At 48.1% G+C, this 22,425-nt stretch carries 21 protein-coding genes and 1 pseudogene; 11 read left to right on the top strand and 11 right to left on the bottom strand.

Annotated features, from left to right (window positions below; translation table 11 throughout):
• Positions 1 to 289: 289 nt before the first annotated feature.
• A complete protein-coding gene (locus BTJ40_RS13725; protein ID WP_369974288.1) occupies positions 290 to 583 on the top strand; it encodes a DUF5992 family protein in 294 nt (97 codons plus the stop codon).
• Between the two features lie 667 nt (positions 584 to 1,250).
• On the opposite strand, the gene BTJ40_RS13730 is transcribed toward BTJ40_RS13725, so the two are convergent.
• On the bottom strand, positions 1,251 to 2,105 hold the full coding sequence (locus BTJ40_RS13730; RefSeq protein WP_108733629.1) for a 3-keto-5-aminohexanoate cleavage protein: 855 nt from the start codon (positions 2,103 to 2,105) through the stop codon (positions 1,251 to 1,253).
• Positions 2,106 to 2,368: 263 nt separating this feature from the next.
• Between BTJ40_RS13730 and BTJ40_RS13735 the strand changes: the two genes are divergently transcribed.
• Both BTJ40_RS13735 and greB read left to right on the top strand, forming a co-directional pair.
• Positions 2,369 to 4,315 (top strand): S9 family peptidase, encoded by a 1,947-nt coding sequence (locus tag BTJ40_RS13735; protein WP_192879335.1) that lies wholly within the window; start codon positions 2,369 to 2,371, stop codon positions 4,313 to 4,315.
• A 38-nt stretch (positions 4,316 to 4,353) separates the two neighbouring features.
• Positions 4,354 to 4,854, top strand: coding sequence for a transcription elongation factor GreB (gene greB, locus BTJ40_RS13740; protein ID WP_108733630.1), 501 nt, complete (start codon positions 4,354 to 4,356; stop codon positions 4,852 to 4,854).
• An 82-nt stretch (positions 4,855 to 4,936) separates the two neighbouring features.
• Here the strand turns inward: greB and BTJ40_RS13745 are convergent, their stop codons facing one another.
• The 7 genes from BTJ40_RS13745 to BTJ40_RS13765 form a co-directional block, all read right to left on the bottom strand.
• Complete coding sequence (locus BTJ40_RS13745; RefSeq protein ID WP_108733631.1) at positions 4,937 to 5,371, bottom strand: hypothetical protein; 435 nt, start codon at positions 5,369 to 5,371, stop codon at positions 4,937 to 4,939.
• Positions 5,372 to 5,629: 258 nt separating this feature from the next.
• On the bottom strand, positions 5,630 to 5,782 hold the full coding sequence (locus tag BTJ40_RS22355) for a hypothetical protein (RefSeq protein WP_157954073.1): 153 nt from the start codon (positions 5,780 to 5,782) through the stop codon (positions 5,630 to 5,632).
• Positions 5,783 to 5,794: 12 nt separating this feature from the next.
• The gene (locus BTJ40_RS13750; RefSeq protein WP_108733632.1) at positions 5,795 to 6,268 is read right to left on the bottom strand and encodes a hypothetical protein; all 474 of its coding nucleotides are present in this window, start codon (positions 6,266 to 6,268) and stop codon (positions 5,795 to 5,797) included.
• Positions 6,269 to 6,382: 114 nt separating this feature from the next.
• Positions 6,383 to 6,802 carry a hypothetical protein gene (locus BTJ40_RS13755; RefSeq protein ID WP_108733633.1) on the bottom strand — a complete coding sequence of 140 codons (420 nt, stop codon included), beginning with the start codon at positions 6,800 to 6,802 and terminating at the stop codon, positions 6,383 to 6,385.
• A gap of 228 nt (positions 6,803 to 7,030) precedes the next feature.
• Positions 7,031 to 7,306 (bottom strand): hypothetical protein, encoded by a 276-nt coding sequence (locus BTJ40_RS22610; protein WP_202862810.1) that lies wholly within the window; start codon positions 7,304 to 7,306, stop codon positions 7,031 to 7,033.
• Positions 7,303 to 7,794: a hypothetical protein gene (locus BTJ40_RS22615; protein WP_202862811.1), complete on the bottom strand. Its 492-nt coding sequence runs from the start codon at positions 7,792 to 7,794 to the stop codon at positions 7,303 to 7,305. The genes BTJ40_RS22610 and BTJ40_RS22615 overlap by 4 nt, the downstream gene beginning before the upstream one ends.
• A 184-nt stretch (positions 7,795 to 7,978) precedes the next feature.
• Positions 7,979 to 8,371, bottom strand: coding sequence for a hypothetical protein (locus BTJ40_RS13765; RefSeq protein ID WP_108733634.1), 393 nt, complete (start codon positions 8,369 to 8,371; stop codon positions 7,979 to 7,981).
• 438 nt (positions 8,372 to 8,809) lie between these two features.
• Here BTJ40_RS13765 and BTJ40_RS13770 point away from each other — a divergent pair, with 438 nt between their 5' ends.
• The 3 genes from BTJ40_RS13770 (at position 8,810) to BTJ40_RS13780 (ending at position 11,904) form a co-directional block, all read left to right on the top strand.
• On the top strand, positions 8,810 to 10,534 hold the full coding sequence (locus BTJ40_RS13770; RefSeq protein ID WP_108733635.1) for a hypothetical protein: 1,725 nt from the start codon (positions 8,810 to 8,812) through the stop codon (positions 10,532 to 10,534).
• 168 nt (positions 10,535 to 10,702) lie between these two features.
• Positions 10,703 to 11,152, top strand: a complete 450-nt coding sequence (locus BTJ40_RS13775) for a MarR family winged helix-turn-helix transcriptional regulator (protein WP_108733636.1) — start codon at positions 10,703 to 10,705, stop codon at positions 11,150 to 11,152.
• A gap of 5 nt (positions 11,153 to 11,157) precedes the next feature.
• On the top strand, positions 11,158 to 11,904 hold the full coding sequence (locus tag BTJ40_RS13780) for a siderophore-interacting protein (protein ID WP_108733637.1): 747 nt from the start codon (positions 11,158 to 11,160) through the stop codon (positions 11,902 to 11,904).
• Positions 11,905 to 11,922: 18 nt separating this feature from the next.
• Here the strand turns inward: BTJ40_RS13780 and BTJ40_RS13785 are convergent, their stop codons facing one another.
• The gene (locus BTJ40_RS13785) at positions 11,923 to 12,492 is read right to left on the bottom strand and encodes a hypothetical protein (protein ID WP_108733638.1); all 570 of its coding nucleotides are present in this window, start codon (positions 12,490 to 12,492) and stop codon (positions 11,923 to 11,925) included.
• 261 nt (positions 12,493 to 12,753) lie between these two features.
• Between BTJ40_RS13785 and BTJ40_RS13790 the strand changes: the two genes are divergently transcribed.
• From BTJ40_RS13790 to BTJ40_RS13805, 3 genes are all read left to right on the top strand, one after another.
• On the top strand, positions 12,754 to 12,999 hold the full coding sequence (locus tag BTJ40_RS13790) for a hypothetical protein (protein WP_108733639.1): 246 nt from the start codon (positions 12,754 to 12,756) through the stop codon (positions 12,997 to 12,999).
• 1,199 nt (positions 13,000 to 14,198) lie between these two features.
• Entirely contained in the window at positions 14,199 to 16,331 is a 2,133-nt protein-coding gene (locus BTJ40_RS13800) for an acylphosphatase (RefSeq protein WP_108733641.1), read from the top strand.
• 261 nt (positions 16,332 to 16,592) lie between these two features.
• Positions 16,593 to 17,897, top strand: a complete 1,305-nt coding sequence (locus BTJ40_RS13805; RefSeq protein WP_108733642.1) for a patatin-like phospholipase family protein — start codon at positions 16,593 to 16,595, stop codon at positions 17,895 to 17,897.
• 44 nt (positions 17,898 to 17,941) lie between these two features.
• Here BTJ40_RS13805 and BTJ40_RS13810 read toward each other — a convergent pair whose 3' ends face one another.
• Entirely contained in the window at positions 17,942 to 19,621 is a 1,680-nt protein-coding gene (locus tag BTJ40_RS13810; protein ID WP_108733643.1) for an NAD-dependent malic enzyme, read from the bottom strand.
• 463 nt (positions 19,622 to 20,084) lie between these two features.
• On the opposite strand from BTJ40_RS13810, the pseudogene BTJ40_RS13815 reads away from it, so the two are divergent.
• A pseudogene (locus BTJ40_RS13815) lies at positions 20,085 to 21,400 on the top strand (DUF3604 domain-containing protein).
• On the top strand, positions 21,378 to 21,860 hold the full coding sequence (locus BTJ40_RS22935) for a DUF3604 domain-containing protein (protein ID WP_255422604.1): 483 nt from the start codon (positions 21,378 to 21,380) through the stop codon (positions 21,858 to 21,860). Before BTJ40_RS13815 ends, BTJ40_RS22935 begins: the two are co-directional and overlap by 23 nt.
• Positions 21,861 to 21,892: 32 nt before the next feature.
• Here the strand turns inward: BTJ40_RS22935 and BTJ40_RS13820 are convergent, their stop codons facing one another.
• Entirely contained in the window at positions 21,893 to 22,342 is a 450-nt protein-coding gene (locus BTJ40_RS13820; RefSeq protein ID WP_108733644.1) for a GyrI-like domain-containing protein, read from the bottom strand.
• Positions 22,343 to 22,425 lie beyond the last annotated feature (83 nt).

Raw genomic sequence — 22,425 nt, forward strand, 5'->3', positions numbered from 1 at the left:
GAGGCGAGAAAAAAATATAAAGAGCGATTTGACAAACAATCCAACAAAAACATTAAACAGAGGCTGATTATATCAAGAGACACCAGATCACAAACTTGCATATACCTAACAAAAATTTTTTTCAGGTATCCACTCCGAGAAGTGGCCATAAAAAATTACTTCTGCATAATCCGCTCACTGATTTATGATACCCCAAATGCACACGTATTCAATGGTAATCTGACCTTTCAAACTACCCTGGAGCAACTATGAAACTAAAAAAATTACAATCGGCTTTCTGATTTCATTTATATCCACAGCTACAATCGCCGACTCTGGATTTATTATGAAAGAGGCAATAGTCACCAAAGTTTCATCCGGTGGTTCAAGCACCTTCGGATTTAACATTTCAGGCGGAACAGGCACTTGCTCTGACTCGCGCATCCAATTTGATTTGAGCGCTGTTAACAATGACATTGATGCAATGAACCGAGCTTATTCGGCATTAACTGCCGCATTAGTATCGAATAGTAAAGTAGATATCTGGGCAGTAGATTCTGCCGACTGCAATACCGCCGCCTCCATTGATATTCTTAGCTCTTAAGCCTAAGGTGGGGCCTGCCTTTAAGACTCGCCCCAACCAATAGCACTCCCTCACTTATAGGGTGTTTTTGAGATAGATTTATCATGGATAAGAATAGAAATATTCTGGCGTCGCGACTACAGATATCCATATATATCAAATCATCTGCATTACAGCTGTTCACATCCAAGTATTTAAGTTTGACTGTTTCTGCGCAACTGTGGCAGCCATTATTGATGAAACCCAAATATTTCGGACCTCACCGCTAATCTCATCATATTCTTAATTTATGTTACATATCCGCTGCGATTCATCGAAACTTTCCCAGTCCCTATCCACGTAAAGATAATCCGCCCTGGCAACATCCCAATCTTCGATTTTGCCCACACAATAAACGCTGCCCTATGCAGAGCTTGCAGCAGAAAATGCTATCGTTGAAAGCAAGCCATAAACCATAAATACATTTCTAAGGTCATAAGAAACCCCTTACACTTAAGCATGAAAAAATATTTAAATTTATGCAGAAACTCGATACATCAATAGCCAAAAAATGAACTTTACTCAGTAGCAAAATTCTCAAACTGCGATATAAAGAATAAAGCTCGGGAAAGTTCAAGTCATACTTGTGAAGAAACCAAAGAATCGCCCAGCTTAAATCCCGGGCGTCTCTATAAAAACGATACTATTCTTAACAAAAAATCTCCCGCGCCCGGCTCGGTGATACCACCTTTCTCCCAGCCTCTTCAGCTACAGCCGCAAGAGCCTCAATCAATTGACCATTCCCTGAAGTCCGCTCTCCTCCCGGCAAGTAAAAGGTGTCTTCAACTCCAGTGCGCAAATGACCGCCCAATTCTGCGGTCTTGCGATGCACCGGCCAGATTTCCTCACGGCCGATCACTGTGCTCTGCCATAAGCTGCCGGGCTTCATATATTTTGGGATAATCTCCAACAGATCGGGATCGGCAGGCATACCTGAAGCCACCCCCATCACCAGGTTGTAGTTGGGCTTATCCACCATCCCTACATCCGCATACATGCCTACAGAGCGAACGATACCGATATCAAAGCACTCAAATTCCGGGCGGGTACCGGTCTCCCGGCAGACCGCCAGCAGCTCCTCCACCTTATCGACCGGGTTATCAAATACCATGGGTGGCCAAGCCCAGGTGCCGTTGGATCGCGCCTTTAAATAGTTCAGGCTTCCCGCATTACAGGCGGCAATTTCCGGCTTACCGGCACGCACACAACTCAAAGGACCTTGCTGATCCCGTCCGATAGTGCCAGTTGAAAAATTTAGAATAACGCCAGGGCATTTATCGCGAATTGCATCGGCAATTTCCAAGGCTATTTGCGGGTCCCAGGTGGGTAAATGGCCTTTGCTTTCCTCTTGCGCGCGGAAATGAACATGCATAACGGAAGCCCCCGCATCGTAGGCTTCACGGGCGGATTCCGCCATTTCCTTGGGGGTTACCGGGACCGGGTGCTGCTGGGGGTTGGTAAGCACTCCGGTTAGGGCGCAAGTAATCACCACTTCATCAGACATCGCTGGCTCTCCTGAATTATCTTTGTTAAGGCCGCTGTTTACAGGGCTATCCAGCGTGTGCGCGTCGCTCCTACAGCACCAACCGATCCTAAAAGGACCAGGGCGAGTGGAAGAGCTGATACTGGATAGTGCATCGACAAAATACAGCACCAAGCGCTTGCTTGGTTATACGAGACTATCATAGGGCCCCCACCAAGGCACCTTGTTTCCCCGGATTCATCTCGGCAGAATGCGAAAAAACCCAATAAGGAAGTAAGTACCTCATGAGCGAGACTATCACTCCAACCATCGCCCCTTACGGCAGCTGGAAATCTGCAATCAACGCAGAACTTCTCGTGGAGGGCAGCGTTCGCCTGGCAGAAGCCAATTTAGTAGATGGCCGCTATTACTGGCTGGAGTCCCGCCCGTCTGAAAAAGGCAGGAATGTACTGGTGCAGTATTGTCTAAAAAATGGACGCAGAGATCTCACCCCCGCCCCTATCGCCGTGCGCACCAAGGCCCATGAATATGGCGGCGGCAGTTATCTTGTTTACGGTGACACCGTCTATTTCGTACTGGCAGAAGATCAGCGCATCTATCGCATGAAGCTCGACAGTGCGATCCCCGAAGTAATTACTGCAGAAAATAGCTCCCGCTACGCCGATCTGATTATCGACCCCCTGAGAAATCGATTAATTTGTGTCGAGGAAGATACCAGTGGCCACCAGCAGGGCGAGGAACCCCGTGCGCGCATTATCGCGGTAGACCTAAACAACCCACTGGCAAATCCGCCGACAATCCTTCAAGAAGGGGCAGACTTTTATTCGAACCCAACTCTGAACCCGGCCGGTGATCGACTCGCATTTCTGCGCTGGCACCACCCTAACCTCCCCTGGGACGCGACAGAACTCTCTATCGCCCATCTCGATCAGGCGGGAGATATCGGTGAAGTCACCCAAGTAGCCGGCGGTGAGAATGAATCCGTCTTTCAGCCCCAGTGGTCTCCTGAGGGCGAACTCTGCTATGTCTCTGATCGCAATAACTGGTGGAACCTATATAGGCTGGGACAAAGCGAACCCCTGTGGAAAAAAGAAGCAGAATTCGCCACACCACAGTGGGTATTTGGCATGTCCACTTACGGTTTCATTAGCCCCACGGAAATCCTCTGTACTTACACTCAGAATGGCACTTGGCACCTTGGTAAGATCGACATAAAAAGCGGAGAGCATCAAACTCTTCCCCAGCCTTATTGTGATATTGAAAGCCTGCACTGTGAAAATGGCAGCGGGGTGATGATTGCCGCAGGGGCAGAGAGCTTTCCCGCTGTTATTAGCTTTAACCAAAAGACGGGTAAAACGAAACAGATTGCCAGTAGCAATAGCAGCTCGCTGCCAACCGATTTGTTCTCCATCGCTCAAGCCGTCACTTTCCAAGTGGATAATCGTGCGGTACACGGATTTTATTACCCACCCCACAACCCCAACTTCCAAGCACCTAGTGGCGATAAGCCACCGCTGATTGTATTTAGTCATGGGGGCCCCACCGGCGCTACATCAGCAGGCCTCAGCCTGAAAGTTCAATACTGGACAAGCCGGGGATTCGCCATTCTGGACGTTAACTACTCCGGCAGTACCGGCTATGGCCGCAAGTATCGGGACCGCCTCGCCGATAAGTGGGGCATCTACGACGTGGAAGATGTCTGCGCTGGCGCAGAATACCTGGTAGAAGATGGGCTCGCCGACCCCAATCGCCTGCTGATCAAAGGCGGTAGTGCCGGCGGTTACACAGTCCTGGCGGCGTTGACCTACCACGATACCTTTAAAGCGGGTGCCAGCCATTATGGAATTGGGGAGTTGAGCAGCCTCGCCAAAGACACCCACAAGTTTGAGTCCCGCTACCTGGATAAACTGGTAGGACCCTGGCCTTCCGCAGAAAAAATCTACCTTCAGCGCTCCCCCATTAACGATGTCGAAAAGTTGAATTGCCCCGTGATTTTCTTCCAGGGCATGGAGGACAAGGTAGTACCACCCAACCAAGCCGAAACCATGGTTGATGCCCTGAGGGAGCGAGGTATTCCGGTGTCTTATATTACATTTGCCAATGAAGGGCATGGCTTCCGCAGCGGCGACAGCATCAAGTTAGCCCTGGAGGGAGAGCTTGAATTCTACAGCCGCATATTTAATTTCCCGCTCGCGGAACCCGGCCCGGGAATTACCATCGAAAACCTATAATTAAATAATATTGTATTAAAAGAGTTTAAAAAAATACTATGGGAAGATGGAGACCGCCGCGTCCACGCGGCTCCCGCTACATCACCGCAGAGGGCGCGCAGCGTATGCGCGCCGAAGTTAAGCACCTCTGGGAGGAGGAGCGCCCCCGGGTAACCCAGGCGGTTAGCGACGCCGCCAAGCTGGGAGATCGCTCGGAAAACGCAGATTATATCTACGGTAAAAAAAGACTGCGGGAAATCGACAGCCGCGTACGCTTTCTCACCAAGCGCCTGGAAGAGATTACTGTTGTAGATCGAATACCGGACGATAAGAAAAAGGTTTTTTTTGGAGCCTGGGTAACGCTTGAAGATGATGAGGGCGAGAGCGTTTGCTACCGCATTGTGGGACCCGATGAATTCGATGTAAAAGCAGGCTTGATATCCATGGACTCCCCCGTTGCCCGTGCCTTATTAGGGCGCAGGCTCGATGATGAAGTGGATATCCGTCAGGGGGAAAAGTGGCAGACTTTTTATATTACTGACATTCGTTACGAGGAGTAGTTTCGGCCTCCAGAGCCTATGAAGAGGTCGTACTTATAGAACTAAATACGACCTCTAAACAACCAAGCTGAGATAGTCATTGTCATAACTTCACCAATCCATGCCGGTACTTATACAACGCTTTCTCCTCCTCATAGTTTAATCGGCGCCTTGACACAGCCAGACAACACAAGATGTTTAATAGTGGAAGTAAAAATGTGTAAATGGAAATCCCTCCTAAGCTCACCCAGATAGAGACGATCACCCCACTCAATAACCCAGGAATCCCACGGTAGGATGCTGTAACAGGCCGCCCCATAAACTTAACGAGGATACCTGCAATAAATCCTGGGATCACATAAACATACAAAGGGATAATTCCGCGGGCAAATGAGAGCAAAACGAGCGTACCCAAAGTACCTAACAACACCGCAAATATCGAGAGGGGCATACTCTGCTCTTTCAGTAACCTCTCAATCAAAGAGTGGTACTTACTGGTCTTTAATTCACTTTTAGGGGCTTTATAAATATCATTCATAGGGCTTGTATACTTTCAGGGTCTGCCGAAGTCCGACTATAGTATCTCAGGTCTCCGTTTTCCAAAAAACTAGATGAACAATCTAGAATCGCTTACAAATACACGAATTGAAATGTACCCATAGAAATGATGTGAGCCCAGGTAAATTCGATGGCCATTTTGTAACAACCTTAGAAAGCGAACCTGCACCCCCTTATCAAAAGCCAAAAAAAGCTTACCTTTTTGGGTAAGCCTTCAGTAAAACTAAAAAAATACTTCTTATAGAGTATTATAATACTGAATCACACCAACAGTGCTTCCACCAGCAAAAGCAGATTTAACCTGCTCTAAGCTCATTCCAATTTTCAAATCTACATTGTTCACCTTGAGCTCAACAAACAGGCTTCCCGCTTGGGAATAAGCATATTCCACTCGACCACCGCCTCACTGAGGCCAATAATAACTGCTATATAGTTTTGCCCCCTCTTCATCAGAGATCGCAGTTTGAATATCGCTTATCGTATCGGAAACATCACTTTCAATTCTTTGCCGCTCTTGCAACACGGCCTGTAAATTATCTTCAACTTGCTGGGTTTCTTCTGCTAGCTGCCCAAAGCTCTGAGACAGTATTTGTAGAGTGGATACATCAGTAGTGATCAGGTCCATCTCTGCCTGTTGATCCTGAATACTCTTTTGATCGGCAACAATTTTTGCAGCAGCCACCGGCCCCATCACAAACCAGGTCAACAAGCCCTCTGGAGAAGCCACGATAGAAGCAACCGTGCCCAGAGAGATAGCAGTGGCATCGGCAATATCCAGCGCAACGATGCTGGCAGCCAGGGATTTTATATCTGCCTGTAAATTCTTGATATCCTGCTTTAGATCAGCAATTTTCTGCTCGTCAGCCTGGGAATCCATTACAGAGTTGTCGAGATAGGTTGCTTCTTATAATGAATCGCAAGCAAAAATACATTTATATTCACATTGCTGCTATCAAATCAAACCCTCTAGTTCAGTAAGCACCGATCAGAATCACTCAGCCTGGCAACTATCTCCGTCAAATGCTGCAATCAAATCCAAAGCACCCCCAACCTCTTTATATATGATGAGCTTCCGACTATAAGAACCCAGCAGCCATGAGCCGCAGGCCACCCAGTAAGTGACTTCTCTTGAGGTAACATAGAAGACGCTTTGCGCATCAGATACACGCCAAAACAATCGTCCTTTGGAAAACCCCCTACTCTCGAGTCTCAAAACGCCAATATCATTCTGTTTAGCCCATTGAAGAATTTGCGCTTTGAAAAACTCGGATCTAATCGGCATTAACAAATAGGGAACCACACCCAACAGGGCCAATAAGGCCACTATTACATTATTCCCCAGAGAGGGGCTAAACACATAGGCCAGCTTCCCCAAAGTTACCGATATTATTAATACAATAAATGGACGCATATTCACTGCCGCCGATTTCAGTTCCCTTTAGAAAGAATGGTAGATAAATATGCAGAGACAAGATTTAGCTACAAGGCGATCGAGTGATCCCGAGTTGGTTACCCGCGCTATAGCATATTGAGACTAACAGGTAGAGATTGGTCGCATTGAGGCCAAACTCGTTAGAGCTTGACCCACACAATGACTGCCTAACGATAGAGCAAATACACAATAAAGTACTGGGGCAATTTAGTTGCTCTCGATTAAACCCAGCATTTCTTTTGCAACCAACGCAGAAGAAGGTAAAAACATTGTAGAAACTATACGCTGATCAGATATTACATCATGCTTATCAGCAACATTACCCTTATTAATAATAATGGCTCCATTCTCTCGAAGGCGCTCCTCTACCAAGAACGGTAATAAAGTACCCTGCTTAGCCCAAGACTTCTCTTTTTCTGTGGAGTCCGGGAAACCGGCAACCTTCTTACCCTTTACCATATAATGGCCATCTTTCAGTTTCACATCGGCAAACGCACCTGCCCCATGGCCACAGCTGCCCCTTTCTGGTAAATCTCACCCATAATATTTAGCAACTCACGATTGGATGCCACATCAAATAAGGTTCCATAGCCTCCACCGATATAAACAGCTGCATAATTCTCTATAACTACTTGCTCAGGCTTTAATGAACTATTTGCCCGCTCTAAAAAACCTTCATGTTTGATGGTGTAACTACTAATACCCAGTGGATCCATCATAAACGGGACCACCCCACCTTTTGGCGAAACAAAGTCCACGTCATACCCATGGGAAACAAAAATATGGTAAGGCGGAGCGTACTCCCACAAATTATTTCTCGCATCATGCTTCTCCGGATCACCCATATCCTGAAGATTAGAAGCAACGATTAGTATCCGCTTATTCTCAGCTGCTTGTGAAGGTGTAATAAAGCCCATCACAAGAATTATCATAGAGCAGATAAGGCTACAGATTTTTGCCGTTTTTCTCACGTTCAACTTCCCCATTCGAATAACTTTGATACGAAATAGATAGATTACATGAGTAACGTACAACCTTGACATAAGATCGATAGTTTGCAGGAGAAAAGCGATATAGCGAGGTCAAACTGCCCCAAAAGTAACAACGCCAACATTTCTATAGCGCCAAGCCTACTAACACAAAGACAACACCCTATTACCGAGCAGCCTTAATAGTTAGGGCAGTAACAACACCCCAAATCCAATTGAAAAACAACACCAGGACTGGTGTTAAGACTCCCAACTCAAATCCGGCAACACCCTTCCCCGCCATCACAGGGAAAACTACAAATAATTGAAATGCAGAGGGAAACAAACTAAGAAGGGCTCCTTTTAAAAGTAACTTTGATGACCAGAACGGAATAATAAATAGCAGTCCCCACAAGCCACCCCAAACAATGCGAGGATAAAGCCACTCAGGAGATAGAGGAGGGGCAATTGATACGCCAAATAAGGCATTAATCCCCAACTGGCCAAATAGCCACACCGCAATACTGTTTGCCAAAGCACCGAGACTTCCGGCTGCGAAGAATATCAGTAGGTTTTTCATCTCCCTCTCCTGGAGTTGTAGGACCACTGCAATATTTACTGGCGAATCAAACCACAATATAGAAGAACCATCGTCACTCAACGGAAAATAACCTTGCCCACGAATCACAGCCCCACCCGGGATGACAGAGTAACTTTTCTACTTTACCTACCCAATAATACAGAGCATAAACCAGATTTATCTTGAGTACGTCTGCGTACCAATTAGACACAGCAGAAACGCCAGAAAAATTAGATAAAGCACTAGCCCCCTACTTCTCAAGAATGACTACTTAAAAAATATTTTCAATTTGAGAACCAGCAATATCCGATGATCGTTTTTGCAACTAATCCCGAAAGAAAATAACTAGCTTCTCAAGCGCCAAATTTATGTAATAGGTAAGTGGTACGCTTGTATTTATTTTATAAATCAATTAAAACCAAATAGGAACTAGTACTTATGAAAGTGCCATCAGCAGGAGTGCTGTACCCGATTTTATTAGGATTAGCGATCCAGTCAGCGACGTCTCAAGCCCAATCCTTTGATGAGAGCGCCTATATCGACAGGCAGCTGCAATATATTGAGGAAGGAGTCACCTCTACCAACGATACTGCCGTCGTACTTCAGGCATACACCGGTGATGATCTCAACTGGGATGCGCTAAATAAGAACCTGGATGTACTCCGCAACGGCGGCAAGAAAAATTCTGACTTCACTCTCACCCGCCTAATCCGCATCTTATTCTTCCGCCCCGAAATAAAAGACGAACTCTTTGCCGCACTCGACGGCTATCACTTCTGGTTTAAAGAAGGCGGGACGGGTGACCATGTCTTTGCTTCAGAAAACCATATGATCATGTACACCTCTGCCCAATATCTACTCCAGGAGAAATACGGGGCATTTGAGGACGACAGAACTTATAAGCGCCTAAAGCGTTATCTGGAAGTGAAGAACCAATATGGTTTCTATGAGTTCTACTCCCCTGTTTACTACCCCTATACCCTCTCGGCACTGCTAAACCTCGTAGACTTTGCAGAGGATGAGGAAATCCGTGAACTTGCAATCGGTGCTGCTCATCGCTTGCTGCAAGATATTTTATTGGTGACCAACGACCAGGGGATCAACTTCGCCGCAGCCGGGCGCAGTAATGACGGCTACCGCCGCAATGGGTCCGGAGGGAATATCAACCGGATTATCTACCTCCTGACAGGTCTGGGCAAAGAGTCAGTACGCACCCCCAGTCCCGCCGGAGTAATGCTCGCCACATCAGGTTTGGAAATCACCGATGAGGTTTTCGAATATTTCGGTAAAGATCTCAACATAAATTATTCAGTCGGCCATTCGCTGGGGGATGCCAGAAACGAGATCTATGCAGACTTCCCCCGGGAAGAACGCGTACCCTTCTATTGGAGCCAGGGAGCCTACTTCCACCCCGATGTCGCAGCGGATACCGCCTGGTTCGCCAGCAAATACCAACTCGAAGGTTATGAGGGGCTCAAAGCATTTGACCAGTTCCTGGGACTATCAGAAGCAGCCGCCCCTGCGGCCGCCAAGGCGGGGGCTGTATTCAGCCGCAGCTCTGTCCTCTCCTCGGCCAACTTCTCCATGTACAAAGATGGCGGAGTCATGATGCACTCCATCCAGAATTATTGGGGAGGCCGCCAGGGCTACCAGCAAACCCCCTGGATAGCCACCACCGGTTCCCAATCTATCTGGGCAAAAGTCGGTGACGGCAATAGCACCATGCAAAATGACCACCTGCCGAAAATAAAGCAGGTAAACAATGTCGCCGTGATCCAATACAACCCCTACCCGGAGATAGAACTGTTTCACTCCGGTGGCTCCGATGTCGCACTACAGTGGCCCGAAGAGTTCGAAGAGGAGTCCCGCAGCGGTAACTGGAAGTTTGGTAGGGAAGATGATGGATACGTAGCCGTCCGCTACCCCTGTGGCAATGGTGACTCCAACACTGTGACCTGTGATTGGAACGAGCAGACCTGGGTCGTCATTATGGGAAGTGAAGAGCGCTACGGGAGCTTTGATGCTTTTAGACAGAAAGTACTCAATGAGGTGAGTTACGATGCCGACTGGGAATGGCACGGCTCCTTCTGGAAAGGCACCTTGAAGTATGTGTACGATTCAGATGTAAAGTTTGATGGAACCGATATCAGCTTAACTTGGTAGCACCTAATTAAGCTCACGGGAAGGGGATACCCCCTTCCCAGCCTCCCTGCACCTCCAACCAAATTACCCTCCACAGACTATCAACCCAACCTCCTTCCATCTGAGCTTAGTTGACAAAGTCAACCAACCTCAATAAAGTTGACACTATCAACCAGTTAGCATGGCGCCATGAAAGATACCGCAATCAATGAATCCCTCCACCAGCTTATTCACGCCTACAAACGGCGTTTGCGAGCTGGCATACAGGAGCAGCAAATTGGCTTGCCGGTGAGCCATATACGGGTACTCAAAGGTGTCTTCAAATTTCCATTGAGTACTGCCCGGTCAATTGCCCAGCGGATGAATTTGGACAAAGCCCAAGTAACACGAGTGCTAAACGACCTGGTGCACTCGGGGTTAATCGAAAAGACCGACAACCCCGATGATCGGCGCAGCCAGTTTTTGACACTAACTACAGACGGAATAAGCACACTGGAAAAAGTAAGCGGACTAGAAGCTGAAGTGGCCAGGCAAATGACTCGCAACTTGAGTACTGAAGAGCTAGAAAACTTCGCCCGCATTGCCAGCGTTATGGTCGCCAATATGAAAGAGCACTCCACCCCTGACGAAAGGAGCTAAACCCTATGGCCGAGAAAATTACCAGAGAATTGGTCGTTATTCGCAGGACACAAGTTACTGAAAATATGCTGCGCATCACCCTCGGTGGCGATGATCTAAAAACTCTCGCACCCAATCAGGAAAGCGCCTATATCAAATTTCTGTTTCCACAAGCTGGAAGCGAGCGCCCGCTATTGCGAAGCTATACCATCAGGCACCAGCGTGAATCTGAAATTGATATCGACTTCGCCCTGCATGAACACGAAGGGCCCGCTCTAAGCTGGGCACTTAAAACACAGCCCGGCGATACGATCTTAACCCGCGGCCCCGGCCCCAAAAAAATGACCAATCCCGAGGCAGACTGGTTTTTACTATTGGGGGACATGACTGCACTGCCAGCCATCAGCGTAAACCTTGCGGAGCTACCCAAGGATGCAAAGGGGTACGCACTAATTGAGGTCTCCAGTGAAGCTGATATTCAGGAGCTGGAACACCCAGAGAATCTGCAAATCCAATGGATTATCAATCCGGTTCCATCTGGCGAGAAACTACTGGAAAAATTACAGGCACTAACCTGGCTTAATGGACAGGCCTCCGTATGGGCCGCCTGTGAATTCGACAGCATGCGCACCCTACGGCAATTCTTTAAGCAGGAAAGAGTAATCCCCAAAACCCATATTTATATCTCCAGTTACTGGAAAATTGGGCAGTCAGACGAAGGCCACAAACTCGCCAAGCGCATGGATAATGAAAAGATGGAAGGACAGGGATAATTTACAGGTAGGCTTTCCCTATTCAACAGAAGTAGGCTTACCTAACCGATACCAGTAATTAGACAAAAAGCCCCGGGCATCGGGTTTAGAAATCTGCCTGATAATTTCCGGGGCACCCGACCTACAGCGCCATTCATACATAGAGGCACGGCCAGCCACTACCGCAGGAATGGTCCCGGAACTTTGATTATCTTTGCAATATGAAAGCATGGCACTACTCGGCTCCCGACTAGTGTCAGCTTTCTCATCACAGGGGAGATTAGCCCCAACAAAGCAGGCATAGACACTTCCATCCATACATCGCCAATAAGTCCCCCTCGCGATCCAATCTTCAGGTATTTCTGCATCGAGATTGGCAGACTTTCGTAACCCCTCAACAATTGGTTGCGGCATAGCCGGGCCAGTAAAAGTCTTAACTGGATTGTCATCATTCACTACCCCCGCGCAATATTCAAAGGGATTACTGGATAGCTTGCCGCCTCCAGCGCTACTTACTTCAGAGTAGGCCGCAACGATCAATATCCATAACAGCAAAAATATACTCACGACTAAAGCAGCCACTCCTAACATCATCCCGGTCCGCATCATAAAGGGTTTACCTGCCCCCTAATTTTCACTCGCACCACCTAAGGGCCATATCCAAGGGTGTTAACAACTTTAGTATGGCGCCCTCCAGCACTTTACAAACTATCTTTTACTTTCCTCAGCAACCGAGCTTCTCAGGCGGCAGAAATCACAAACAGCAACTATAATCATCTGAAGCGATTAAGCAGTGAGCAGAAGCCATCGAGCTAGAAAGCTGGTTTAAAAAATTCCAATAAAAACCCTGTTTTCATAAGGAGTAATCTGTTGATCAATCACTCCCCCTCAATTACAGACAAAGTGTCCACTCCAGAACTCCCACAGTGGATCAGTTGCCGCGAACGCCTGCCCCATAAAGGGGATGCCACCAGCCGCGGTTATGTACGGGTAATATGGAAATCAACGAGATCTATTAATGGAGACACCAATACCACCTGGGAAGTGGGTATGGATCATTATGAAAATGCCAGCACTTACTTAGGTTGGATGCCAATAGTCAAGAATAAAAAGTAAAGTGTGCAAACTAACAATAAACCCAATTAAATATATCCGTACCGCAGTTGATGATAATATTTCAAAGTGATTTTTTTAGCTGCTAGCTTTCAAATGACAGTAACTTTTGACCAATTTCGGTGACAAACTGAGTGACTGTTAGGATCAGAGAGAATTTTGACGGGAAACCAGTACCTGAATATTGCCCGAATGTAAACTCTGCTAAAGCGTTACTATAGAAAAAAAAGTATTTATGCTTTCTACACTCCGTCCAGGCGCTGGAATTGGGGTTGCTTATCGAAACCGATATCGTCCTCATTCATAGAAGTTTTCGTCTTACAAGAACTACAACACTTAGCAATGGAAGACAATGCCAAATATACGGCCCTGGTCGCCAGCGTACTTGAAGATCTTTCGCTAGTGGATGCCATCAACAAAAGGGCCTCTTCAAATACTCAGAATTCACCTAGTGTTCTACCACGCATTTCGACCAGACTATGTTTGGGAAGCTATCGAGCTAATTAATCGCTACTCGAATGCCATGCTAGAAACTCCCCCATGATCTTGGCTCCTGCGCCTCTGTTCTATGATATATTTCGAGCCCTTATTGGCTCAGGCAGCCAGTATTGTGATTTGATCCAACTATTGATATTCGACCTGAGAAAGTCTAGAGCTGATAGAAATACTCACTCTTTTAATGACCACAAAAAATGGGCACCCTATCTAACAATACTGCCGACTGAATTTGACTAGAAAGGACCACAGCATCACAAATGCACCCTTTTACCAACGTTTTTATCTTGAGACTTTTTTCTCACCAAGAAAAGTGAAAGCTGCGACTTGGCACTTCTATCAATTTACCTTTGCTAACTTTTTTGGCGTGCTAGCTACACAATTGGCACCTGGTTCCGATCCAAACATTACACTCGCCCCCTCGACGTAGAAATCAGCTTTCAACAGCCTCTTTTTGACTACAATCAAACTGCGCCAATCGATATCCAATTAAGGCAATCTGGCGAGAAGTCCGCCAGATTCATCTTGCATTTCGCTGTTCAATCTTATCGTCAATGAAATGCATAGTCGGTTGATCATCGCCCGATCCTTGCGATGTGACCCCAGACACTATGCCTGGCCAGCTTGACACCCTGCTGGATATTTACCTTTTCGATTGCGCTTACTCAGTTCGACATTCCCATTGATGCAATAAATAGTGTTCAGTCATGACCCAAATTGTAGAAAATGCCAATTCCAAGCAGCCCCCCCCACTCTCCATGGATGAGCTGCTAAAAAGTGATCTAGTTGAGCGTGAAAACTCCTATTCGGGCTCGAAGTATTTTGGAATGAAAGGAGAAATTAATCAGCTCCTGATTACGGAAACAGCCAAAGACCTCGGGATGCAGGTCAATTACTACTCCAAAGAATTATACAAAGTGACATACCAAGGCAGATATGTACTCTTTTGTGCAAAATCTGCATTGGTGTCTGAGGTCTATCGTGTTTGCGCACAACACAAGCACCTGGCTAAAGCCTTGCTCGCTAGGCATGGTGTCCCCGTAGCCGAGGGTCGAGTTTTCGAAGATATCGAATCTGCAACAGACTATTTTTCAACGCTTGACTACCCCGTTGCAGTAAAGCCAGCGACCGGTAGCCATGGCCGGGGTATTACCACCGGGATTGCAGCAGTCGATGTATTCCGAGATGCCTGGGAAACTGCCAGCGCCAAGTCAAATAAAATCATTGTCGAACGCCATATTAGCGGCTGCGACTTAAGGGTGAATGTCATCGGGGGCCGCGCTGTGTCTGCTTGCCTCAGAATTGCACCCAACGTCATAGGAGACGGTAGACAGAACATTGACGAACTAATTTCCGCGAAAAACAAAAAACGCAGAGACAATCCAAAGCATCGGCTGGAATCGGAGTACATTCGCAGAACAGAATTACTCGACATAAATGGTATCTCACGCGAAACTGTGCCTGCCGAAGGGGAGCGTATCTGGTTGTCAGGGGTGGCAAACATTTCTGCCGGAGGAGAGGGTGTTCAGTTATTGGATCGACTCGACAACAGGATCATTCAGATCGCAGAGCGTGCGGCCAATGTACTCTCTGGAGTTCACTATGTTGGAGTAGATCTTATAGTTCCTGATTATTCCACAGGAAAAAACTGCACCGCCTATGTGCTCGAAGTCAACACAAACTCTGCAACTTCAGTATCAGTATTTCCGGATTTTGGCAGACCTATCGACCTTCCAAAGTTACTGCTGGAATATCTATTTAGCACCTCAGGACCTGCTCGCAAGATCTCGTACGCGGAGAAAGACCATTATTGTTCTGAGCTCCCCCCAGTAAAGCTCGCTGAGCCATGGAGTTACCCATTCTACACACCAAAATCCAGGAGTCGACAAAACACTTTAATCAATCTGGCAGCGTACAAATACGATCTGAAATCCTACAACATCAGTACCGGTATTACTGGTATCCTATGCGGCGATAAGCATGTCCTGTTTCATCAATCGACACCCGATGTTGTGCCTCAAATCGCACGCCGCGCCTGCCTAAACAGTGTATTACGAAACGAAAGACTCAACAAAGCAGGAATCAATACAAGCTTGACCTCACCTGATAGTAATCCGGGTAAAGTGCCTTCTCAGCTTCGAAAATATCGTGCGCTTGTTATTGATGGACAGGTTGTTGCTGCGCTGGAAAGAGGCGTAGCCCCGAGCCCTGATTCTGAGAACAATAATATTGAGATACACCAACAGCTTTTCGGAGAGCTGTTTCGTGATATCAGTGATTTATTGCATTCAGACTTCGCGGCTATTGCGACTCAATCCGTAGAAGCACTATTTAATCCATTGATTGCGGGAGTCGATATCGTAACAGAAGACATCAGCCAGCCATTAACCACTCAGTACTGGATGGTAAGCCATGTCACCTGCAGTCCCTCGCTGGATTGGCATTACTTTCCCACTTATGGTGTTGGGCGTGATGTCGCCTCAGCATTACTGCTGCGACTCTTTCCCAAGCTGGAAGAGACAGCACCGAAATTGCAACATTGGAAAATCAAGGTCAAAGGCAAAGTACAAGGAATTGGTTATCGAAAGTGGGTTCAACGTACAGCATTCAGGAAAGGCATTGTCGGAAAGGTATTAAATAAGCCTGACAAAAGCGTTGAAATATGGGCGCAAGGCTCTCATACGGCCCTTGCTTCATTACTTGACCGATGTGCATATGGCCCACAAGACAAGCCTCGCTTCGATGTCGACCTGGAACCTCTCCCGGTTAGGGAATATCAAGGCTTCGGCGTTGATCAGTCAAGTTCCGCCCCGGATCCTGGAAGCTCTCTGAATGAGTGAGGCTTTAGCAACTATTAATCGCTTCTCAAAATAATGAGCCCGCTCTGTTACTGACCCCATTGCTACCGGCCCCCTCAACAGGGCCGGAAGATGTTTACAGCGATTTTACCGTTTAGTGAATTCAGTCGTGCCCAAGTGGGAAGACACGAAAAACAAACTGGATGCTATGGCGAATTTGATCCTGGGTGATACTCTGGCTTTTTCACCAACCTGCACATAAGTTATCTAAAGTAGATCGCTGTCACACTACGGAAAGCCGACATGCAAAAATCGCCATGGGTTGAAAACGCCATCGCAAAAGCGGATGCACACTGGCAGGCATCCAAGCCCACCATTGAAGGAAAAGTATTCAGTGATGTACAGGACAGCCAGGGTCTTCAGTATGTCGATATCGTGATGGAAGGTGGCGGCATGCTGGGTATCGCCCTGGTGGGATATACCTATATTCTCGAAAAGGCGGGAATTCGGTTTCGCAAAATTGCGGGAACCTCAGCAGGCGCCATCAATGCGCTCTTCTTAGCAGCGGCCGGTACGCCGAGCACCGGCAAGAGCGAAAAACTCCTGAGTATCCTGGCCAATGCGGACTTTGCCAGTTTTGAAGATGGCGAGCGCTATGCCCGAAAAACGGTACAGCGCCTACTCAAGGGAAAAGGATTAATAAGCAGTTTGGCGCTGCACCCCTTCGATTCTATTCGCACCTTGCGGCACCTGCTCAGACATAAGGGGCTAAACCCGGGAGATACCTTTACCCAGTGGCTACAAACAGAATTGAAACAACTGGGCATCACCAACACCGCACAGCTCAATCAGAGAATTAACCAGTTCCCACAGCTTCTGTACCGTGGCACACCGGACCACCTGATAGGCAGCGGCGAAGTTGCCCTGGTAGCAGCCGATATCACAACCGAGACCCGCGCGGTGTTTCCAGCTAAGGCACCGCTCTACTTCGACAATCCGAACGCAGTAAACCCTGCGGAGTTTGTGCGTGCCTCCATGTCAGTACCCGGCTTCTTTAAGCCCTACACCGTAAAGGGCATCCCCCAGTTAAATGAATGCAATACTGTCGCCGAGAATTGGCGCAGCATTAAAGGCATTGGCGATCCCAAGCGATTTTTTCGCGCTGGCTTTCCCAAAGATATTGAATTCGTCGACGGCGGCCTTGTCTCCAACTTCCCCTTCGATATCTTCCATAAACCTATAGGTACTCCCAAATTGCCCACCTTTGGTATCAAGTTGGAAGTGGATCTGTACCAGCCAAAATCAGATAAGATAGGAAGGTTTGCAATGGGGCTGATCAGCACTTGTCGCAATATGCTCGACAACCATGTGCGCGCGAGCTTGAATGCTGAATATCATGCGCTGGTAAAAGAAATCCCCATCAACCCCACCGATACCGGAGAAAACCCGCACTGGCTGGATTTCTCCATGCCGAACCACCACTGCGAACACCTGTTCTTATCCGGCGTCAATGCAGCTATTGAGTTTTTGAATCAGGGATTCCATTGGGAGGATTACCTGGTGTTGCGCCAACCGGACTCTTTCTATACAGGGGAAAAGCTGGCTTAAATACAGGCCCGAAGCGATAGCCGCACCGGGCCCAGTACTCTCATTTAGAAAGAGCGACGACGGTAAGAGCGGTAATCCGCACGCCAGAAGTTGCGCTCAAGAGAGCGCTCTAAATGCTCACGGCTTACCTTGGGAGCAACGCCATCCAATTGCGCTTGGGCAGCCACCGCCCTGGCAATATGCATACTCACTTCACGAATATCATTCAGGTGTGGCAATAAAGCCCCCTCTCCTTCCTTCACCACCGGCGCCTGCTCTGCCAGGGCGTTGGATGCTGCCATCAACATACTGTCAGTTACTTTGGATGCACCAGAAGCAATCACGCCGAGACCAATGCCCGGGAATATATAGACATTGTTACATTGCGCTACGGCATAGTGATGGCCATCGATCTCTACCGCTGCAAAGGGGCTGCCGGTAGCCACCAAGGCCTCACCCTTGGTCCAGCTGAATATCTCAGTTGGGGTCGCTTCAGCCCGGGAAGTGGGGTTTGACAGTGGCATTACCAAAGGACGACGGTGCCCCTTGTGCAATGCTTCGATTACTGGCTGGGTAAACAAACCGCCCTGCCCCGAAACACCAATCAGGATGCTGGGCTCAACATTGCCGATCAATGTTTCAAGATTCCAGCTGGACACCCCATCGTACTTGCTCGGGTCCTGAGCCAGGGCCGCCTGGAAGTCATGCAGACCTTTCATATCAGAAGTCACAAGCCCATAGCGATCGAACATAAAGATCTGTTCACGAGCCTCTGCATCGGAAAGGCCAGCCTGCACTTTTGCACTGACGATTTGCTCAGCAATACCACACCCCGCTGAGCCGGCACCCACTATCGTCACCTTCTGCGCGGTAAGGGTTTCCTGCCAGGTCTTACAGGCGGCCAGGATAGTACCCAGTGCTACAGAAGCCGTGCCCTGAATATCATCATTAAAACAGCACAGACGATCGCGATAGCGCTCTAACAACGGCGTGGCATTGGTTTGGGCAAAGTCCTCAAACTGAACCAATACCTTAGGCCAGCGACGTTTTACCGCTTCAATAAATTGCTCCAGGAATTCATCGTACTCTTCCTGGGAAATTCGCTCATGGCGCCACCCCATATACATGGGATCATTCAGCAAAGTGCGGTTATTGGTGCCTACATCCAGGGTCACAGGCAAGGTATAAGCCGGGCTGATGCCTCCACAAGCGGTATAAAGGGAGAGCTTGCCAATGGGGATACCCATGCCGCCGATACCCTGGTCACCCAACCCGAGAATCCGCTCGCCATCGGTCACCACAATTACCTTGACGTTCTCTTTAGTGGCGCTACGCAGAATATCGTCGATATATTCCCGGTCAGGATAGGAGACAAATAATCCCCGGTGGTTGCGATAAATACTGGAGAACTCTTCGCAGGCTGCACCTACAGTGGGGGTGTAGATAATCGGCAGCATCTCTTCAGTATGGTGCTCGATCAGGTAAAAGAACAACGTCTCGTTGTCGTCCTGGATTCCCCTTAGGTAAATATGTTTTTCCAGACCAGTCTTACATTGCTGGTATTGGAGGTAAGCGCGCTTGGCCTGCTCCTCAATCGTCTCAACGGTATTCGGCAGAAGACCGACCAGATTAAATTCGAGACGCTCTTCCAAGCTAAACGCACTGCCTTTATTGAGCAGCGGTATTTCCAAAAGGGAGGGACCTGCATGGGGGATGTAAAGTGGACGTTTTTCGTTGTTACTCATATGCCTGTTTTGCCTATCGCTCGAAGCGATGATTATTGCGTAGCCATATTTAGATATGACTGAATTAGCCAACCTTGTTCTTGAAGCTGCATAAATGTGCTAACTCAACTAGGGCCGGAAGACTATCTATTGTGCAGATAGATAACAAGTGCCCCTGCGTGGCCCAATTCACGATTAAAACAGGGCGCTCAACTATGCTAGCTGTAATTTAGCTCTCCCTCGCAATGAATTCTTTTAAGTTGAAAAGCTACCTGCCGCATTCAGGAAAATGGAGTTGCCATTGATGCATATGAGTAAAGCTGGACTAACCTCACTCCTCTTTATTCCTGCACTCAGCCTTTGCAGCTGCGATAAAAATCACGACACCGACAAAAATACAAACTCAAAAGTCGCAGAGATAGAGACTGCAAGTGAGGGTAAACGGAAGCCACTAACCGCTATGGCACTTGAGATAAAAGCGGAGATGGACGCCCAACGGGACAGCGATAAGCGCATCGCTCGCAATGTCTATTTTGGCGATACACATGTCCATACTGGCTGGTCGGTGGATGCGGGACTGGATGGCGCAATTCTCACTCCCGATGACGCCTATCGATTTGCCCTGGGAGAAACTGTTACCTCCAACAGCGGACTGAAAGCCAAGCTCAGCCGCCCTTATGACTGGTTCATGATCACCGATCATTCAGACGGTATGGGAGTTATCAGCGAGATCGTCGATGGCAACCCGGAAATGATGTCCAACGCCACCCTGAAAAAATGGCACGAGGCATTAATTTCAGGCAGCGAAGAGGCGACCAATGAAGCCAAAAGTGAAGTCATCGTGCTTCAATCAGAAGGCAAACTGCCCGAACAGGTTATGGATCCCAAATGGATGAAATCTGCCTGGGAAAAAACTGTTGAAACCGCAGAGAAATATTACAAGCCCGGAGAATTTTCTACCTTTATCGCCTTTGAGTGGACGGTAAACGCCAACGGTGGCGACAACCTGCACCGCAATATTATTTTCCGTGATAGTGCAGATCGCACAAAGTCCCTGCTCCCCCTGACCACCTTTGATACCGAAAACCCAGTAAAACTCTGGGAATGGATGAAAGACTACGAAGACAAAACCGGCGGCCGGGTACTCGCTATCCCCATAACGGTAATATGTCCAATGGCCGTATGTTTATCGAGCGGCAGCTTGATGACTCCGGACTCACTCCGGAGTGGGCACAAATGCGCGCCCGCTATGAACCTCTTTATGAGCTGGTGCAGGTGAAGGGGCAAAGCGAGTCACACCCGGCCCTCTCACCAGAGGATGAATTCGCTAATTGGGACCTCTGGGATAGAGGTAACCTGATCCTAAAGCCCAAGCCCCCCGGTGCCCTGCAGTACGAATACTGGAGGGAGGCGCTCAAGTCCGGACTGCGTCTGGAAGAGCAGCTGGGAACCAACCCGTTCGTGCTGGGTGCCAACGCCGCCACCGATACCCATACAGGCCTGTCCACTCCCATCCAGGAAAACATCTTTGGCAAGTTCAAAACTCTGGAGCCGAGCAACAAGGAGCGCTGGGCTTTCCCCCTGCGAAAAGGTGTTGGCGGAGAGTACTTCGGCTGGGAACAAACAGCATCGGGCATTACGGGCGTCTGGGCCAACGAGAACACCCGAGAGTCAATATGGGATGCGATGTACCGCAAGGGGACTTTCACCACCACTGGGCCAAGAATATCCGTTCGCTTTTTTGGTGGTTACGACTTTAGCGACCGGGATATTCGTGGTGACCTGGTGGCCAATGGCTAGTGCCAATGGGGGAAAACTACCTCAAGCCAATAAAGGGCAAACCCCAACTTTCCTTATCGCTGCACTGAAAGATCCAGGGGGCGCCAACCTGGACCACATTCAAATTATCAAAGGCTGGTTGGATAGCAGCGGGCTCACCCAAGAAAAGATCTTTAATGTGAAGTGGTCTGGAAATCGTAAGATGGATCCCGAGGGGAAACTACTGCCGGTAGGAAACACGGTTAATCTGGAGACTGCCGAATACACCAACACCATAGGCTCCCCTCAACTCATCCGGGTATTTAAAGACCCCAGCTTTAACTCCAAGGAGAGGGCGGTCTACTACCTGCGCGCCCTGGAGATACCCACTCCGCGTTGGACTCTATATGACAAGGTGCGTTTCGGCATTGAAATGGATGAAGAAGTCCCCCTGATCCAACAGGGGCGGGCTTTCAGCTCACCCATCTGGTATTCGCCCTGAAGCCAAAGAACTCACTGGTGCAGCTGTAGCTTTTACTTGATGCCGATGGCAATTTGGACCTCATTACCGTCGACATACTGCTCAAAGTCCGTTGTGAAAGCGCGCTTATGGGGGCAATCTTCCGCAGTAAAGTATCCCCAGACCTCGCTCCACAGATCAATTACGACCTGGGGCATATCTCCCTTCGCTGAAAATATTAAGTATTTGCCAGGTTGTATTTGTATCTCTTTGAACTCTTCAGACATATCCATCGACAGCATATCTGAACAAGCATAAACATCAAATAAGCCTGTGTGATCCGATTCATAGTTGGAGTAAACACCAAATACCTTTGGATTGCCCCTCAATTTCGGGGCAGCCTCTGCACCAAACTTATTCCATATTGGCGCTATTTTCGCCTTTTGGGGATCGGCCTCATCAGCATTCTTAGTACGGGTATAAAAACCCACCAGATCCAAACTTTCTAATTCTCTAACTTCCATTGCCTCAGGCCATTTATGTAATTATTGATAGAAGGCCAAATACTATAACAGCCCAAAGGAAACTGGCCAGACGTTCGGGGGCA

The organism is Microbulbifer sp. A4B17, assembly GCF_003076275.1.
Taxonomy (GTDB): Bacteria; Pseudomonadota; Gammaproteobacteria; order Pseudomonadales; family Cellvibrionaceae; genus Microbulbifer.

Excerpts from the sequence above, each read along its gene's own strand:
- BTJ40_RS13755 (WP_108733633.1), bottom strand. The coding sequence starts at position 6,802 with ATGCGTCCATTTATTGTATTAATAATATCGGTAACTTTGGGGAAGCTG.
- BTJ40_RS13750 (WP_108733632.1), bottom strand. The coding sequence starts at position 6,268 with ATGGATTCCCAGGCTGACGAGCAGAAAATTGCTGATCTAAAGCAGGAT.
- BTJ40_RS13820 (WP_108733644.1), bottom strand. The coding sequence starts at position 22,342 with ATGGAAGTTAGAGAATTAGAAAGTTTGGATCTGGTGGGTTTTTATACC.
- BTJ40_RS13735 (WP_192879335.1), top strand. The coding sequence starts at position 2,369 with ATGAGCGAGACTATCACTCCAACCATCGCCCCTTACGGCAGCTGGAAA.
- BTJ40_RS13780 (WP_108733637.1), top strand. The coding sequence starts at position 11,158 with ATGGCCGAGAAAATTACCAGAGAATTGGTCGTTATTCGCAGGACACAA.
- BTJ40_RS13730 (WP_108733629.1), bottom strand. The coding sequence starts at position 2,105 with ATGTCTGATGAAGTGGTGATTACTTGCGCCCTAACCGGAGTGCTTACC.
- BTJ40_RS13805 (WP_108733642.1), top strand. The coding sequence starts at position 16,593 with ATGCAAAAATCGCCATGGGTTGAAAACGCCATCGCAAAAGCGGATGCA.
- BTJ40_RS13745 (WP_108733631.1), bottom strand. The coding sequence starts at position 5,371 with ATGAATGATATTTATAAAGCCCCTAAAAGTGAATTAAAGACCAGTAAG.
- greB (WP_108733630.1), top strand. The coding sequence starts at position 4,354 with ATGGGAAGATGGAGACCGCCGCGTCCACGCGGCTCCCGCTACATCACC.
- BTJ40_RS13770 (WP_108733635.1), top strand. The coding sequence starts at position 8,810 with ATGAAAGTGCCATCAGCAGGAGTGCTGTACCCGATTTTATTAGGATTA.
- BTJ40_RS13800 (WP_108733641.1), top strand. The coding sequence starts at position 14,199 with ATGACCCAAATTGTAGAAAATGCCAATTCCAAGCAGCCCCCCCCACTC.
- BTJ40_RS13765 (WP_108733634.1), bottom strand. The coding sequence starts at position 8,371 with ATGAAAAACCTACTGATATTCTTCGCAGCCGGAAGTCTCGGTGCTTTG.
- BTJ40_RS13785 (WP_108733638.1), bottom strand. The coding sequence starts at position 12,492 with ATGATGCGGACCGGGATGATGTTAGGAGTGGCTGCTTTAGTCGTGAGT.
- BTJ40_RS13810 (WP_108733643.1), bottom strand. The coding sequence starts at position 19,621 with ATGAGTAACAACGAAAAACGTCCACTTTACATCCCCCATGCAGGTCCC.
- BTJ40_RS13775 (WP_108733636.1), top strand. The coding sequence starts at position 10,703 with ATGAAAGATACCGCAATCAATGAATCCCTCCACCAGCTTATTCACGCC.